This window comes from Terrabacter sp. Root181 (genome assembly GCF_001428505.1).
Taxonomy (GTDB): Bacteria; Actinomycetota; Actinomycetes; order Actinomycetales; family Dermatophilaceae; genus Terrabacter.
This window is the reverse complement of record NZ_LMHU01000005.1, coordinates 115,430-131,173: the sequence shown is the minus strand read 5'-3', so window position 1 is coordinate 131,173 and position 15,744 is coordinate 115,430. Positions and strand designations below refer to the sequence as shown.

The following is a 15,744-nucleotide window of genomic DNA, read 5'->3' as shown; positions in this document are numbered from 1 at the left end:
GATCCCCAGCGGGGTCCCCCGAAGGGCTCGACGAAGGGCGCCGCGACGGGCGCCACTTTGGCGTCGCGCGGGCCACGGACGAGACTGTCGGCATGACTCTTCACGCCGACGACTACCAGGCCCTCCGCAGCCGCTACGACTCGATGACCTACCGCCGCACGGGCCGTTCGGGGCTCGACCTGCCGGCCGTCTCGCTCGGGATGTGGCACAACTTCGGCGACGACGTCCCCCTCGACCGCCAGCGCGCGACGCTCCGTCGCGCCTTCGACCTCGGCGTCACGCACTTCGACCTCGCCAACAACTACGGGCCGCCCTACGGCAGTGCCGAACGCAACTTCGGCGCGATCTACGCGCAGGACTTCAAGCGCTACCGCGACGAGCTGATCCTGTCGACGAAGGCCGGATACGACATGTGGCCGGGCCCGTACGGCCAGGGCGGCGGCAACCGCAAGTACGTCCTGTCCTCGCTCGACCAGTCGCTGGCGCGGATGGGCGTCGACTACGTCGACATCTTCTACTCCCACCGTTTCGACGAGACGACGCCGCTCGAGGAGACGATGGGCGCGCTCGACACGGCCGTCCGCCAGGGCAAGGCGCTGTATGCCGGCATCTCCTCCTACTCGGGTCCCCGCACCAAGGAGGCCGTCGAGATCCTGCGCGCCATGGGCACGCCGCTGCTCATCCACCAGCCGAGCTACTCGATGCTCAACCGCTGGGTCGAGGAGGACCTGCTCGACGTGCTCGGCGAGGAGGGCGTCGGCTGCATCGCCTTCAGCCCGCTCGCGCAGGGGATGCTCACCGACAAGTACCTCAACGGGGTCCCCGCGGGCTCGCGCGCCTCGCAGGACAAGTCGCTCTCGACCGACCTGCTGACCGAGCAGAACCTCACGCACATCCGTGCCCTCAACGAGATGGCGCAGGCGCGCGGTCAGTCGCTCGCCCAGATGGCGCTCGCGTGGATCCTGCGGGACCAGCGCGTCACGTCGGTGCTCATCGGCGCCTCGTCGGTCGCCCAGCTCGAGGACAGCCTCGGCTCGCTCGACAACCTCGACTTCAGCACCGAGGAGCTCGACCGGATCGACCAGCACGCGGTCGAGGGCGGCATCAACCTCTGGAAGACGTCGAGCACGCACTGACCGACGGCGTATGCCGTGTGGCCGGGACCGCGGGTCGCCGCGGTCCCGCCACCGACCGCTACGTCACTGCTGCACCACGTGCAGCACTGTCGTAGGCCGACGCGCCATGCGCGCTCGGAAGCTGCTCCCGAGAACGGAGCAGCTTCCGAGCGAAGCCGGCGTCACGGCATACGCAGGTGGTTCCGCAGCAGCGGTCGCCCACCTGGGGACCTCAGTCGCCGAGGTAGCCCTGGACGAACTCGAGGACGTCGGGACGGTCGACGCGGAAGACGCCGCCGGTGCCGCCGCACGTCGAGTTGATGCCGAACGAGGTCACGCCTGCGACGACGTTGCTGTCGCCGAGGAAGTTCGGGCCGCCGGAGTCACCGAAGCACGTGCCTCCGGTGTTGGCGTTGTTCGACAGCAGCAGCGACTGGGGTCCGGTGAAGCCGGTGTTGATCTGGAGCAGGTGCGGGTGTGCGACCATCCGGATGCGCAGCGCCAGCTCCTTCGACGCGGCGGCGTCGGGGAAGGCCTTCTGCAGGCCGTAGCCGACCGACGTGAACGTCGTCGACCGGCGCGGCTTGAGGGCGTCGAGCTGGTTCGCCGTGGGGAGGGCGCCGTAGGCCGGCATGGCCATCGGCGTGTCGAGGACGACGACTCCGGCGTCGTGGAGGAAGAACGCGTCGGGGTCGTAGGACGGGATGGTGTGCGGCGTGCCGCCGACCTGGCCCGTGTTCGGGTAGCCGTTGCCGGGACGGCCGTTCTCGACGTCGGCCTGGAACCAGATCTCGACGTGGGCGGCGGGCGCCTCGGTGCAGTGGCCCGCCGTGAGGAAGACCGTCGAGCTGAGGAGGGTGCCGGAGCAGCGCCACAGCGGGTTGCCGGCGGCGTCCTGGGCGACCATGAGCCCGACGTACGGGTGGCCGTTGCCGTCGAGCGTCCCGTCGGTGACGGCGCCGGCCGGGGCCGAGGCGCCGAGCACGAGGGCGAGGGCCGCGACGAGCGCGAACCAGATCTTCTTCATGGAGTGACCTTTCGAGGGCGGGCGCGCTCATGGCGCGGCACTTTCCCCGAGGTCTGGCCACGGTAACCCGCCGCACCGGCCGCGTGGGCCGCTTCGCCCGACGGACCCGAGGCCGTATGCCGCCGGGTGCCACCGGGCGCGCGTGCGGTCCGCACGGGCCGCGGCCGGGAACGGGCCCCGGCCGGGAACGGGGCTCAGGAGCGGGGCAGCACCGCGAGGACGCGTTCGACGTGGTCGCGGAACTCCCGCATGAAGTCGGTGAGGAACGTCCTCATCGACTCGTCGGTGACGTCGCCGTCGTCGGTGATCGCCCCCGGCGCGAGCCTGAGGTAGGCCTCGGGCGCGGTCATCTGGCGGGCGTTGCAGAAGCTCAGCACGCCACGCAGGCTCTGCTGGGCGAGCGCCGTGCCGATCTGGCCGGGAGAGGCCCCGATGACGGCGGCCGGCACGTGGTTGAAGGAGTTCTGGCCCCAGGGGCGTGACGCCCAGTCGATGGCGTTCTTCAGGGCGCCGGGGATCGAGCGGTTGTACTCGGGCGTCACGAAGAGGACGGCGCTCGAGGCGGCGATGGCCTCCTTGAGGGCCGTGGCCTCGGCGGGGTAGTCGCTGTCGAAGTCCGGGCTGTAGAGCGGCAGGTTGCCGATCGGGATCTCCGTGAACTCGAGGTCCGACGGCGCGAGCCGGATCAACGCCTGGCTCAGCGTCCGGTTGATCGAGGTCGATGACAGGCTGCCCACGAAGTAGCCGACCTGGTACGTGCTCACGATGGTCCTCCTCGCTCGGGGACCTCCAGTGTCGCCTCCCTCGACCCGCGACGGCCAGCGCAGCCCGTCCGCCCGTGGCGGCCCCGCGCCTGCCGCCGCCGTCGGCTCGGTCAGGTGCGGGGCTGCCAGCCGGGGCCGCGGAAGACGAAGCCCCAGCGGTCGCGCCACCGGCGGGCGGCGCGCACATCGGCCCAGATCGACGCGTACTCGTGGGTGGCGACGACGAGCGGGTTGTAGGTGCGCAGCTGCTTCGTCAGGCCGTAGACGACCCGCTCGCCCTCGGGCTCGAACGAGCGGAAGAGGCGGTCCCAGATGACGAGGATGCCGCCGTAGTTGCGGTCGAGGTAGGCGTTGTTCATGCCGTGGTGCACGCGGTGGTGCGAGGGCGTATTCATGACGAGTTCCACTGGGCGCCAGAGCTTCCCGACGCGTTCGGTGTGGAGGAAGAACTGGTAGAGCAGCGAGATCGACTGCTGGAGGAAGATCGCCCAGACCGGCACGCCGAGGAGCGCCAGCGGCGCCCAGAACGGGATGCCCCCGAAGGGCGTCCACGTCTGGCGCAGCGCCGTCGAGAAGTTGTAGCGCTGGCTCGAGTGGTGCACGACGTGGCTCGCCCAGAGGATGCGCACCTCGTGGTGGGCGCGGTGGTACCAGTAGTACGCGAGGTCCTCGGCGAAGAAGATGACGACCCACACCCACCAGAGCGAGGTGTCGAGGCGGAGCGGCGTCACGGCATACAACGCGGCGTAGACGACGAGCTGGGCTGCCTTGTAGACGATGCCGACGCCGACGCTCCCGATGCCCATGGTCAGGCTGGTGACGGTGTCGCGGACCTCGTAGCCCACCTCGTCGTCGTCGGGCGCCAGCCACAGCGAGAGCACCTCGATGACGATGAAGGCGATGAAGAAGGGGATCGCCGTGAGGATGATGTCGACCATCACGCCCCCTTGGTCATCGGGCCGAGCGTGCGTCCGTCGTCGGTGAGCGAGGCCCACACGTCGACGGCCTGGGTGAGGATCGTGTCGGCGAGCCGCGCGGCACCGGCGGCGTCACCGGCGGCGATGGCGGCGGCGAGCGGCGCGTGCGGGAGCAGGTCGGCGCGGTCGGCGGCGAGCAGCGCGTCCATGACCTCGGGGCTGCCGTCGATGGCGTGGACGAGCGAGTTGAGCGCGAGCCGGAAGGTGAGGTTGCCGCTCGCCTCGACGACGGCGAGCCAGAAGTCGCGGTCGGCGTCGTCGATGTCGGGACAGCCGTATGCCGCCGCTGCCGCCACCACGCGCGCCCGCGCCTCGTCCGTCGCGCGGGAGGCCGCGATGCGGGCCGCCTCGATGCCGATGCAGCGGCGCATCTCGAGCCCGTCGCGCAGGATCATCGGGTCGAGCCCCTCGCCCGAGCGGGCGAGGTGGGCGAGCAGGTCGAGGCCGGCGCTGCTGCGCACGTCGAGCACCGTGGTGCCGCCGCCGTGGACGACGCGGACGAAGCCGGCGACCTGGAGCCGCTGGAGGGCCTCGCGCACCGCGTGCCGGTTGACGGCGAAGGAGGCGGCGAGCTCGCGCTCGGGCGGCAGCGCGTCGCCGGGCTGGAAGCGGCCCGTGAGCACGGCGTCGCGCAGCTCGGCGAAGACCTCGTCGGACACCGACCGACGCGCGACCGGGGTGAACCCACTCTGACTCATGGGGACGAGGATGACACCGGAGACATCAACTCATCAAGAGGTTGGACCAATTTGGTGCCACGGGCTCGCTTGTAGGTTGGGCGCATGCCGGACACCGACGTCGCCGCCGATGCAGACACCGCCGCGCTCAGCATCCAGGAGCGGCTCTACCCGAACCTCCCGTGCTTCGGCTGCGGGCCGGGCAACACGAAGGGCCTGCAGCTCAAGAGCTACCCGGTCGGCGACGGCGCGGGTGAGGGCGTCGTCGCGGCGTTCATGCCGTGGCCCGAGCACGACAACGGGCTCGGCTACCTCAACGGCGGCATCATCGGCACGGTCCTCGACTGCCACAGCGCGGCCGCCGTCATGCTCGAGGCCCAGCGCCGGGGCTGGCCGCCGCTGCCGGGGGCCGACCTCTCCTACGTCACGGCCGGGCTCGACGTGCGCTACCTGCGTCCGGCGCCGTTGCACGACCAGGTCGAGCTCTTCGGCACCGTCGTCGAGTCGGACGAGCCGCAGATGAGGGTCGAGGTGGAGCTCCGCTTCGACGGCAAGGTGCGCGCGCAGGCCACCGCCGTCTGGAAGCGCTGGCGCCCGCGTCCCTGACAGCGGAGGCCGGCGCCGCCAGGAGCCGGGCCGCACGGTCCGCACGCCCGTGTGATCCGGCGCCGTCAGGCGGGCGTCGTCCCCTCGCGCATCAGGGCGTTCAGGTCGCCGACGCGACCGAGGTGCTGGAGCTTGTCGGGGTTGATCTGGTTGTGCAGCGCGATGATCCGTCCGTCGGCGACCTCGATGGTGAGGACCCCGAGCAGCGCGCCGTCGGGGCCGATGGTCAGCGCTGCCGGGCCACCGTTCGCATGGGCGGGCTGGAGGGACACGCCCGCCGGGCCGCCGCGGCGGACCAGGCCGAGCAGGAACCGGGCGACGGCGACCGAGCCGTGCATCGGTGTGCGGATGGCCGGGGCCTTGCCCCCGCCGTCGCCGTAGAAGACGACGTCGTCCGCGAGCAGCTGCTCGAGGTCCTCGAGCCCGCCGCCCTGGACGGCCCCGAGGAAGGCGGCCGCGAGCTCGTCACGTCGCTCCTGCGACGCCTCGAACCGCGGGCCGGCGCCGAGACGTTTGTGGGCGCGCGAGAAGTGCTGGCGGCAGGTGGCCTCCGACTGGCCGACGACGGCCGCGATCTCGGCGTAGTCGTAGCCGAGGGTCTCGCGGAGGATGAAGACAGCCCGCTCCACGGGCGACAGCGACTCCATCAGCACGAGCATCGCCACGGACACGGAGTCCTCGAGCTCGAACCGGGACGCGGGGTCGGGCGCGCGCTCGGGGACGAGCGGCTCCGGCAGCCAGGGCCCGACGTACTCCTCGCGGCGCACCCGGGCGGAGCGGAGCGTGTCGATGGCGAGGCGCGTCGTCACCGTCGTCGCGTACGCGTCGGGCGAGTCGAGCTCGGTGCCCTCGGCGAGGGCGCGGTGCATCTTGAGGAAGGCGTCCTGCACGACGTCCTCCGCCTCCGCGACGCTCCCGAGCATCCGGTACGCGATGGAGAACATCAGCGGCCGCAGGTCGTCGTGCGCTTGGGCCAGGTCGGTCACCTGCCAAGGATTCCACCGCCGGAGGGCCCGTGGCGGTGCGGGGCTGTCACAACCGGACCGGCTGCCTCGTCGGAGGGGGCAACAGCAGGAAACACCTTCCCAGGACAGGAGCAGGACCATGCGCGTACTTCTGTGCGGCGCCACCGGAGCGATCGGCACGACGCTCGGGCCGCAGCTCGTCGAGGCCGGCCACACGGTCGTCGGCACGACCCGCCACGAAGCACAGTTCGCCACCCTAGAGGCACGGGGCGTCGCCCCGCTGCGGATGGACGGCCTCGACCGTGACTCGGTGCTGGCCGCGGTCGAGCAGGCCAAGCCCGACGTCATCGTGCACCAGCTGACCTCGCTCGGCGGAGGCATCGACCCCAAGCACTTCGACCGCGACTTCGCCGTGACGAACCGGCTGCGCACCGAGGGGACCGACCACCTCCTCGAGGCCGCGCGCGAGCACGGCGTCGGACGGGTGGTCGCCCAGAGCTTCACCGGCTGGACCAATGCCCGGGTGGACGGGCCGCTCGCCGACGAGCAGGCCGGCCTCGACCCGGACCCGGCGCCCGAGGCCGTCGAGACACTCGCGGCGATCCGCCACGTGGAGGAGGCGGTGGGCGGGGCGACCGACCTCGACGGGCTCGTGCTGCGCTACGGCGGGCTCTACGGGCCGGGCACCGGCGTCGCCCGTGGGGAGGAGGGGCTCATCGACATCGTCCTGAAGCGCAAGCTCCCCATCGTCGGTCGTGGCGAGGGGCAGTGGGGCTTCGTGCACGTCGTGGACGCCGCCTCGGCCACCGTGGCCGCGGTCGAGCGGGGCCGTCCCGGCCTCTACAACATCGTCGACGACGAGCCGGCTCCCGTCGCGGAGTGGCTCCCCGCACTGGCCGAGGCGCTCGGAGCCAAGCCGCCGCGGCGGATCCCCGTCTGGCTGGCGCGGCCGCTCATCGGACGGCACGGCGTCAACCTCATGACCGCCGCACGCGGGTCGTCGAACGCCAAGGCGAAGGCCGAGCTCGGCTGGGAGCTGCGGTACCCCACCTGGCGCGAGGGCTTCGCCTCAGGGCTCTGAGTCGTGCGCGGGATGGTGGTGGTGGATCGGGCCCTCGGTGGCGGCGAGCCGCTCGCCGGCGCCGCCCCACCGCAGCGCGATGATCTCGGCGGCGATCGAGACGGCAGTCTCCTCGGGCGTGCGGGCGCCGAGGTCGAGCCCGATCGGTGAGCTCATCCGGGCCAGCTCGTCGTCGGTGAGGCCGGCCTCGCGCAGCCGCTCGAGCCGGTCCTCGTGGGTGCGGCGCGAGCCCATGGCGCCGATGTAGGCGACCTCGGGCAGACGGAGCGCGACCTCGAGCAGCGGCACGTCGAACTTCGGGTCATGGGTGAGCACGGCGATGACGGTGCGGCTGTCGATGCGGCCCTCGTCGACCTCGTTCTGGAGGTAGTCGTGCGGCCACTTGACGACGACCTCGTCGGCGCCGGGGAAACGCGTCTTCGTCGCGAAAACGGGCCGGGCGTCGCACACCGTCACGTAGTAGCCGAGGAAGCTCCCCACCCGCGCGACGGCGGCGGCGAAGTCGATGGCGCCGAAGACGAGCATCCGCGGCTTCGGCGCGTGCGCGGCGACGAAGACCCGCATCCCCTCACCGCGACGCTCCCCGTCGGGGCCGTAGGTGAGGATGGCCGAGCGGCCCTGGGCGAGCAGGCCTCGGGCGTCGTCGCGTACGGCATCGTCCGCGCGCCCGCTGCCGAGCGAACCGAGCACGGAGGTGTCCTCGTCGTCGCCGTCGGCCTCGGGGTGCACGACGACGCGGCGCCCCACCCACGAGGGCTCGGGGTGCTCGATGACGGTGACGACGGCGACGGGCCGGCCCGCCGCGATTTCGGCGGCGACGTCGCCGAGCTCGGGAAACGTCTCGCGGGAGACCTTCTCGACGAAGACGTCGAGGATGCCCCCGCAGGTCAGCCCGACGGCATACGCGTCGTCGTCGCTGACGCCGTAGCGCTGGAGCACGGGCCTGCCGGTCTCGACGACCTCCTGGCTCAGCTCGTAGACGGCGCCCTCGACGCAGCCGCCGGAGACGGAGCCGACAGCCTCGCCGCCGGGGCCGACGAGCATCGAGGCGCCTGCCTGGCGCGGCGCCGAGCGCCACGTGCCGACGACGGTGCCGACGCCGACGGTCTCGCCGGCCGACCACCACTGCATCAGCTCGTCCATCACCTCACGCACGGGCCACCACCTCGATCAGCTCCTCGAACGCCGCGAGCGAGTGCCCCGCGACGAAGTCGTCGATGTGCGGCAGGGCCGCGACGATCCCCTGCTGCACCGGCTCGTAGCCGGCCTTCCCGCGGTGCGGGTTGGCCCACACGACCCGGTGCGAGAGGGCGGCGAGCCGGCGCATCTGCTCACCGAGCACCTCCGGACCCTCACGTTCCCAGCCGTCGGAGAAGACAACGACGACGGAGCCCCGGGCCATACCGCGCCGACCCCAGCGGTCGAGGAAGGCGCCGATCGCCTCGCCGAGGCGGGTGCCGCCGGACCAGTCGGGGACGACGCGTCCGGCGGCGGCTAGCGCGCGGTCGGGGTCGCGCTCGGCGAGCGCCCGGGTCACGTGGGTCAGGCGGGTGCCCATGGTGAAGACCTCGACGTGGGGCACCGTGCGCACGAAGACGTGGGCGAGGCGGAGGAGGCTGTCGGCATACGGGCTCATGGAGCCGGAGACGTCGATGAGCAGGACGATGCGGCGTGGGCGGGTGCCGCGGCGGCGGTGGTGGATGCGACCGGGCTCGCCCATCCGCCGCAGCTGCTCCCGGAGGGTGGCCGGGCCGTCGACGGTGCCGCTCCTAGCGCGGACGTGGCGACGGGCGCGGCGCAGGGGCGAGCGCGGGTCGAGGGAGGCGAAGAGGCGTGCGGCGGCGGCGCGGTCAGCGGCGCTGAGGGTCGCGATGTCGCGGTGGCGCAGCACCTCCTGCGCGCTCGCGCGGGCCTGGACGCTGTCGGTGTCGCCGTCGCCGGCCTCGCCCTCGCCGCTGTCGAGCGTCGCCTGGCGCACGGGCGGGCGCTGGATGTCGACGCGGCGTCCCCGGGTGATGGACTCGCCGCCGAACCAGCGCTCGAAGATCTCGTCGTATGCCGGGAAGTCGGCGGGGGTGCTCGTCATCGTCGAGCGGCCGGCCCAGTAGACGCCGGCGCGCTCCCCCATGCCAACCGTGGCCGCCGCGATGAGGAAGGTGCGCTCGCGGTCGGCGGTGACGTTGACGCCGGCGGCGCGCAGGGCGCGGGCGAAGCCGAGGAGCAGCTCGTCGACGTCGGGCTCGGCCGGGGGCTGGGTGGTGTCGGCGGTGGGCAGGGTCATGCGGTGAGCAGCTTGTCGAGCGAGGCGCGGATCCTCTCGGAGTCCTCGCGGTACTTCAGGGCGGCGCCGAGGGTGGCGGCGGCGACCTCGGCGTCGAGGCGGGTGGCGCCGACGGTCTCGAGGGCGCGCGCCCAGTCGAGCGTCTCGGCGACACCCGGGGGCTTGATGAGCTCGCCCGAGGAGCGGAGGCGCTGGACGAGGGTGACGACCTGCTCGGCGAGCGCGGCGCTGACCTCGGGAAGCCGGGTGCGCACGATCTCGAGCTCGCGGGCCAGGCCGGGGTGGTCGATCCAGTGGTAGAGGCAGCGGCGCTTGAGCGCGTCGTGCAGCTCGCGGGTGCGGTTGGAGGTGAGGACGACGATCGGCGGGGTGGCGGCGCTGACGGTGCCGAGCTCGGGGATCGTCACCTGCCACGTGCTCAGGACCTCGAGGAGGAAGGCCTCGAACTCGTCGTCGGCGCGGTCGATCTCGTCGATGAGCAGCACGCACGGGGCTTCGCGGAGGGCCTGGAGCACGGGGCGGGCGAGGAGGAAGCGCTCGTCGAAGAGCTCGGCCTCGAGGGCCTTGGCGTCGTGGTGCTCCTCGCGGCTCAGGGCCTCGACGGTGCGCAGGTGCAGGATCTGGCGCGGGAAGTCCCAGTCGTAGAGGGCCTGCGTCGCGTCGATGCCCTCGTAGCACTGGAGGCGGATGAGCTTGAGGTCGAGGGACTGGGCGAGCGCCTCGGCGAGGGCGGTCTTGCCGGTGCCAGGCTCGCCCTCGAGCAGGATCGGCCGGTTCAGCCGGGTCGCGAGGAAGGTCACCGTCGCGAGCGCCTCGTCGGCGAGGTAGCCCGTGCCGCCCAGGGCGGTTGTGACGTCGTCGGCACTGGTGAACAGGTGATCCATTCCCTGAGCATCACTCATCGGCCGGGCTGGGGGAAGCGGAAGTGCGTCTAGCGGGACGAGTCGAGCTCTTCGCGGGTGTCGACGTCGTGGCCGGTCGCGAGGTCGCCGCACTCGACGAGCTCGTGCGGGGTGGTGCGGAAGTAGTGGCGGGCGCCGTGGTCTCCGGTCGCCGAAGCGATGACCTGCTCCCAGTGGTCGCGGCCGATGAGCGCCGGGTGCCCCGGCACGCTTTGGTATGCCGCCCGCCGCAGTGTGGCGCGGAGCTCGGGGATCGTGGGGCCGCTCGTCCGGTGGAGCTCGACGGCGTGCTCGTCCGGGTCGGGGTGCGGCGAGTGCGCGTTGTCGACGTGTCCGGGGGCGTCGAGGACGCGGGCGACGACCTCGGGCGTCAGGTCGGGGAGATCGACGAGGGTGACGAGCACGGCGTCGACGCACCCCTCCCCCTCATGGGTGGAGCGGGTGAGGGCCGTGAGTCCGGCGCGGAGGGAGGCACCCATCCCCTCGTCCCAGTCGGGGCAGGTGACGACATCGACGTCACGTCCGAGCGCCGTGACGATGGCGGTGACTTCTTCGGCTGCGGCACCGACGACGACGGTGATGCCGGAGCAGCCGCCTGCGTGAAGCAGCGAGACAGCGCGCTCGACGAGCGTCGGCTCGTCCGGGTGCCGGCGAACGAGGGCCTTCGGCCCACCCATGCGTCTCCCGGCGCCGGCTGCGAGGACCAGCCCGCGGACGTGGGCCGCCCTTCCATGCACGGCAGCCGGGTGAGGTGCGGTGTCGCTCTCGGTCACACCCGGAACCTACCCGTCGAGGTGCCCCTCATCGCTGCTGCGCAGTGGCTCAGATCGCCACGTGGCCCGTGTTGATCAGCAGCACCATCTCGTTGTGGAGTCGGCGCTTGTCGGTGAGCGGCACCTGCGCGTACTGCTCGGCGAGCGTCAGGATGGTGTGCCCGATGTCCGCGATCGGGAACCTGACCGGCGCGGGTGGGATGGGCACGAGCGCAGCGGCCTGGTGCGGCACTGCCAGAGCCGCCACGGCGACGAACAGTGCGATCGATGCACGGCGTCGGAATCGCCTCGGACCATGCTGCCTCACCACTGCGGGCATGGTGCCTGCGGTGAAGGACTCTGTGCCACAGGCGCTTTGGCTTCGAAACGTGGTGGCCATCGGAGTCCACCTCCAGTCCTACGAGAACTTCCGATCCCCCAATGTGGGCCGTCCACGGCGCCATGTCTGTGCGCACGGAAACACACTGACCAGAACGTGGCGGGGCACGCGAGGAGGGGTGGCCGCCTGCGGCAGAGCCATACCCGTCATCACGGAGCGGTGGCGACCCGCCGCGGTCACACGACGTGGAACTCGATCCGATAGACCAGGGTGTCGTCGTGGATCGGCCCCGAGTGGGCGGCTCGGTCACGAAGTGCCTCGAGGTCGGACTCGCCTGAGGCCCGCACGTCCTCGTCCGTCACGGCGGAGAAGGGCACAACCTCCATGGAGTCGAGCTCTATGACGACCCCCGCGGTCCGGTATCGGCCCCCGACCTTGACCTGCGGACGGTCCCACCGGCGGATCGTCACGGTGATCTCTCCGCGGGCGACCGCGTCTCGCAGTTCGCGACTGAACATCACATCGACACGCTACGTCGCACCGTCAGCGCTCTGCTCCGTTCAGCTCAGGGGCAGTTCGGCTCTGGAGTCGTCAACGAGGAGCAACGCGCGGTCGAGGTGAGCCCGGTAGACGCGCAGAGGGGCTGGCTCCTGCACCTGGCGCAGTGTCCAAGCGTTGCCGCCGGCTGCCACCGATGCCGCTGAGAAGGCAGCCAGTGCCGCTTCGAGCTCGTCGGCTGGCACCGGCTCGGCGCGGGCCGCAAGCTGGAGTCCGACCCCGGTGTCGGCGGGCTGCCTGCTGTCGAAGACGCTGATGGCCACCTCGGGCCGCTCGAGGAGATTGGTCGAATGCTGCGCCTCGGGTCTCGAGAGCCAGAGGAGCTCTACGTCGAGCCGCTGCGTCGACGGTGAGCGCAGGGAGGCGCCGAACCAGACGGTCGATGCCCACGGCCGACCGTTGGGGTCGGCGGTCGCCAGAGTTAGATAGCGAATGTCTCGGAGCACCGCAGTGGCAATCCGAAGACGGTCGACGACGGCCTCAGGCAGCTCCAGTGGCGGCATAGACATGTCACGAGTATCCGTGCCTCTCGTGCAGCAGTCAGCGAATTTCGCTCCGTCGTCAGATCAAGACACCGAGGCAGATGCGCACCCCAAGGGCCGTGCTGACTCCAACTTCGACGTTGAAGGTGCGAAGCCCATTCCGCCGCAAGCGGGCGCTGCACTCGGACGTTGTTGACGGGTCGTGCCAAGAGTTGTGCGTTGATTCGTAGTGCCTGCTGTCACCAGACCGTGCTATGCCTCGGGTTAGCGCTCGCGGAGCCTGCGACTGGCTCACGTGCGGGGGTGACCGCCGTCGCGTCCAGGAGACGCAGCAACAGCAGGTCAGCCTGCGGTGCTGCTGGCGGCGTGGCCGGCGCCCGTTCGCACCGCCGCTGCGAGCAGGTGTGGTGTCTGAGGTGGCGTGCTGGTCCGCCATGCCACGTAACCGTCTGGACGAACCAGAACGACGCCGCCTGCTCCCACCCCGTAGAGCTCGTGCCAGCCGGCGGCCTCGACGGCGTGGGCTGAGAGGGGAACGCCTGTGGTTCGAGCGAGCTCGACAGCGTGGTCGAGTGCTGGCTTGCCGGCGGGGTCGGTCAGGGCGACGAAGTCACTGCCGAAGAGGTCCAGGGTTGACGTGCTCGTGCCGAGCCAGAGGTGCGGGGCGCGATGTCCTGGCCTGGCCATCGGGATGTACTCACCGACTGGGTTCCGAGGCGTCGGCGCCGGCGTGCCGTCGTCGATGATCGCGGCGGACGCGAAGGCGTGTCCCAGCACCAGACCGTCGACCGGGTTCGGCGGCCGCGCCGGGCCCAGGCTTGCCTCGGCGCAGGCTACTGCGTGTGGGCGCCGTTCGGGTTCGTAGGTGTCGAGCAGGGCAGGGGCAGCCCATCCGGCGATCACCCCGGCTAGCTTCCAGGCCAGGTTGTGCACGTCGGCGATGCCACAGTTCATGCCGAGCCCGCCTTCGGGGGTGGTCAGGTGCGCGGCGTCTCCGGCCAGGAACACCCGCCCGGCCCGGTAGCGATCGGCAACCAGCGCCGTGGGGTCCCAGAACCGGTGTCCGAGGTAGCTCACGTCCACGCTGCCGTCCCCGAGGCCAGCACGGACCAGCTCCAGACAACGACTCTCCGTCATCGACTCCCTCGCTTGGACGTCCGGGTCGTACGGAACGGACATCAGCCACCGATCCTTGTTGTCGACCGCGACGAACAGGGATCCCGCCGGCGCCGGGCCCGCCCGCAGCCAGTAGACGGCGCTCGCGCGTGACGCCATCCTGTCGCCGAGGTCTGCGCCGAAGAGGACGCTGAGCCGGTGCCCCAGGACGCCTGGACCGCTCCGGCTGATCCCGAGCCTGTCGCGGGTGTGACCGTGCGACCCGTCGGCGGCCACCAGGTAGGAGGCGTGCACCGACACACGTTGACCGGCCATGTCGATGCTGGCAACGACGCCGTGGTCGTCCTGGGAGAAGTCGACGAGCTCGGCCGAGAAACGCACGTCAGCGTCGCCGATCGCCCGTGCCCGCAGCACCGGCTCCAAGTGCTCCTGGGAGCAGATCAGCTCGCGGGTGGGGCTCGTGGGCTTGAACTGCGTGAAGGGCAGGGCCCGGCGCTCGTAGTCATCCCCGAGCAAGGTGTGACCCTCGAAGCTGAACAGGCTCGCCGCCGCAGGAAGCGACCTGGTCCTTACCTGCTCGTCCAGACCCCACTGGCGCAAGATCTCCACCGTGCGGGTGGTCACCCGGCGGCCCTTGGGGAAGTCCAACGTCGACGCGTGCTTCTCAACCACCAGAGAGTCGACACCGAAGTGGCGCAGACCCACCGCCATCAAGAGGCCAACGGGGCCCCCGCCAACGACCAGCACCGGCACTTCCAGGGACTCGCCCACCCGAGCAACGTAACACCGAGACGCGTCAGCGCGGATCGGGACTGAAGGACATCCAGAAGTGCCCCCCACCCGCTCGTCAAAGGGATGGTCGTGGCCGCGTCATACCGCCCGCGTGTCCCTCGATGCATCCCGAGGAGCTGGCGCCGATCGCTGGACGGTCCCTGTCGATGATGTCCCCAACTCGCAAGTCGAGGGTCTCGCTCTCCACCACGGCGCGTGGCTCGAGGCCCGAGTGTTCGGCTCAGCCGGCGTGGCTGCCGCCGGGCATTGAGGGCGACGACGAAGCGGGGTCGCGGCCGATTCCATGCTCGAACGTGCTGGGGGTACCCACTTCGTCGGCGTTCGCCCAGGTGAGCCTTAGCGACGAGAGCTCAGCGGTCGACCACCACGACCTCGTAGCTGCTCGCCGTCGGTGGGAACCCGGTATCAAACTTGGCGTTGACCGTCGCGAGGCGGTCGCCGAATCGGGCGACGGTGGTCGGCACCTCAAAACTGCTGCTCGTGACGACCTTGCTGACCGTCCCGGATGCAAGGTCGCCGCTGAGCTGCACCTCAGTGATCTGGTTGGAGAAGTTCTGCACGGCATACAAGCTGCGGCCCTCGAGGAGTATGCCGTCCACGTTCGGCACGCTGACGCCTTCTACCGCCCGACTGGCCCCGGATGCGGGGTCGACGGCGTTGATGGCACCTTGGTTGGTGTGCGCCACGAGCAGGGTGGACCCGTCGGCAGTCGCCTGGATCCCGTTGTTGTTGAATCCGGCGGTCACCTCAGCAGCAGGTCCGCTGAGCTGCAGCGTGGCGAACGGCCCGGCCCGGCCGTCACGGATCGGTACGAAGTAGAGCACGGGCTGCAGCGAATTGGTGAACCAGGCGCCGGTGGGGGTAAGGGCGACGTCGTTGATCACCGAGGGTCCCGTAGAGAACTGGTAGCTCGCGAGAGTGGCACCCGTGTCCAGGTCGTAGACATAGCCTCGGCCGTCGAAGCCACCGGCGACGAAGAGCAGTCGGTCTGCCAGATCGACCCGGAGCCCCAGCGCGTTGCGGCCCGGAGGGTTGTCGATGAACTTCTCAGCGGTGCCCTGCTGAACATCACCCCGATAGATGTCGCCAGAGAAGAGGTCGCCGGCATAGAAGGTGGACCCCGCGCCACTCGCGATGCCCTCGGCCGAGGTGGCACCCGGCAAGGTAATGGTGAACTCGCGGTGGTCGGCCCGGGCACCAGGCGCGGCGACGGTGAAAGCGGCTAACCCGGCGATGGCCAAGGCTGCAGCTGCTCTGGTGGCAGATCGAGTCATGACGGCCTCCTTGCTCCCGCAACAAGCATCCTCTG

General features: G+C 71.0%; 17 protein-coding genes. 3 read left to right on the top strand and 14 right to left on the bottom strand.

The window, feature by feature from the left end; genetic code table 11:
• Positions 1-92 precede the first annotated feature (92 nt).
• The gene (mgrA, locus tag ASD90_RS09495) at positions 93-1,136 is read left to right on the top strand and encodes an L-glyceraldehyde 3-phosphate reductase (protein WP_056755092.1); all 1,044 of its coding nucleotides are present in this window, start codon (positions 93-95) and stop codon (positions 1,134-1,136) included.
• Positions 1,137-1,347: 211 nt separating this feature from the next.
• On the opposite strand, the gene ASD90_RS09490 is transcribed toward mgrA, so the two are convergent.
• The 4 genes from ASD90_RS09490 to ASD90_RS09475 all read right to left on the bottom strand — a co-directional run bounded on the left by ASD90_RS09490 (position 1,348) and on the right by ASD90_RS09475 (position 4,581).
• Entirely contained in the window at positions 1,348-2,142 is a 795-nt protein-coding gene (locus ASD90_RS09490) for a trypsin-like serine protease (RefSeq protein ID WP_056755090.1), read from the bottom strand.
• A gap of 194 nt (positions 2,143-2,336) precedes the next feature.
• The gene (locus ASD90_RS09485) at positions 2,337-2,906 is read right to left on the bottom strand and encodes an NADPH-dependent FMN reductase (protein ID WP_056755087.1); all 570 of its coding nucleotides are present in this window, start codon (positions 2,904-2,906) and stop codon (positions 2,337-2,339) included.
• 110 nt (positions 2,907-3,016) lie between these two features.
• Complete coding sequence (locus ASD90_RS09480) at positions 3,017-3,844, bottom strand: sterol desaturase family protein (protein ID WP_056755085.1); 828 nt, start codon at positions 3,842-3,844, stop codon at positions 3,017-3,019.
• Positions 3,844-4,581, bottom strand: coding sequence for a FadR/GntR family transcriptional regulator (locus tag ASD90_RS09475; protein WP_082588607.1), 738 nt, complete (start codon positions 4,579-4,581; stop codon positions 3,844-3,846). Before ASD90_RS09475 ends, ASD90_RS09480 begins: the two co-directional genes overlap by 1 nt.
• An 84-nt stretch (positions 4,582-4,665) precedes the next feature.
• Here ASD90_RS09475 and ASD90_RS09470 point away from each other — a divergent pair, with 84 nt between their 5' ends.
• The gene (locus tag ASD90_RS09470; protein ID WP_056755082.1) at positions 4,666-5,166 is read left to right on the top strand and encodes a PaaI family thioesterase; all 501 of its coding nucleotides are present in this window, start codon (positions 4,666-4,668) and stop codon (positions 5,164-5,166) included.
• 65 nt (positions 5,167-5,231) lie between these two features.
• Here the strand turns inward: ASD90_RS09470 and ASD90_RS09465 are convergent, their stop codons facing one another.
• On the bottom strand, positions 5,232-6,152 hold the full coding sequence (locus tag ASD90_RS09465; RefSeq protein WP_056755080.1) for an RNA polymerase sigma-70 factor: 921 nt from the start codon (positions 6,150-6,152) through the stop codon (positions 5,232-5,234).
• Between the two features lie 118 nt (positions 6,153-6,270).
• Between ASD90_RS09465 and ASD90_RS09460 the strand changes: the two genes are divergently transcribed.
• Positions 6,271-7,212 (top strand): NAD(P)-dependent oxidoreductase, encoded by a 942-nt coding sequence (locus tag ASD90_RS09460; RefSeq protein ID WP_056755078.1) that lies wholly within the window; start codon positions 6,271-6,273, stop codon positions 7,210-7,212.
• Here the strand turns inward: ASD90_RS09460 and ASD90_RS09455 are convergent.
• The 9 genes from ASD90_RS09455 to ASD90_RS09415 form a co-directional block, all read right to left on the bottom strand.
• Entirely contained in the window at positions 7,201-8,367 is a 1,167-nt protein-coding gene (locus ASD90_RS09455; RefSeq protein WP_056755075.1) for an XdhC/CoxI family protein, read from the bottom strand. The two genes, ASD90_RS09460 and ASD90_RS09455, sit on opposite strands and share 12 nt — an antisense overlap.
• Positions 8,360-9,493, bottom strand: a complete 1,134-nt coding sequence (locus tag ASD90_RS09450) for a VWA domain-containing protein (protein WP_056755073.1) — start codon at positions 9,491-9,493, stop codon at positions 8,360-8,362. The genes ASD90_RS09455 and ASD90_RS09450 overlap by 8 nt, the downstream gene beginning before the upstream one ends.
• A complete protein-coding gene (locus ASD90_RS09445) occupies positions 9,490-10,377 on the bottom strand; it encodes a MoxR family ATPase (protein WP_056755070.1) in 888 nt (295 codons plus the stop codon). Before ASD90_RS09445 ends, ASD90_RS09450 begins: the two co-directional genes overlap by 4 nt.
• A gap of 47 nt (positions 10,378-10,424) precedes the next feature.
• Positions 10,425-11,168 (bottom strand): NTP transferase domain-containing protein, encoded by a 744-nt coding sequence (locus tag ASD90_RS09440; protein WP_082588606.1) that lies wholly within the window; start codon positions 11,166-11,168, stop codon positions 10,425-10,427.
• A 49-nt stretch (positions 11,169-11,217) separates the two neighbouring features.
• A complete protein-coding gene (locus ASD90_RS23780; protein ID WP_162260191.1) occupies positions 11,218-11,547 on the bottom strand; it encodes a hypothetical protein in 330 nt (109 codons plus the stop codon).
• 176 nt (positions 11,548-11,723) lie between these two features.
• Positions 11,724-12,005: an ASCH domain-containing protein gene (locus ASD90_RS09430; protein WP_056755061.1), complete on the bottom strand. Its 282-nt coding sequence runs from the start codon at positions 12,003-12,005 to the stop codon at positions 11,724-11,726.
• 42 nt (positions 12,006-12,047) lie between these two features.
• A complete protein-coding gene (locus ASD90_RS09425) occupies positions 12,048-12,548 on the bottom strand; it encodes a pyridoxamine 5'-phosphate oxidase family protein (protein ID WP_082588663.1) in 501 nt (166 codons plus the stop codon).
• A 321-nt stretch (positions 12,549-12,869) separates the two neighbouring features.
• Positions 12,870-14,414, bottom strand: coding sequence for an FAD-dependent monooxygenase (locus ASD90_RS09420; protein WP_056755056.1), 1,545 nt, complete (start codon positions 14,412-14,414; stop codon positions 12,870-12,872).
• Between the two features lie 371 nt (positions 14,415-14,785).
• Positions 14,786-15,709, bottom strand: coding sequence for a WD40 repeat domain-containing protein (locus ASD90_RS09415; RefSeq protein WP_056755053.1), 924 nt, complete (start codon positions 15,707-15,709; stop codon positions 14,786-14,788).
• Between the last annotated feature and the right edge of the window lie 35 nt (positions 15,710-15,744).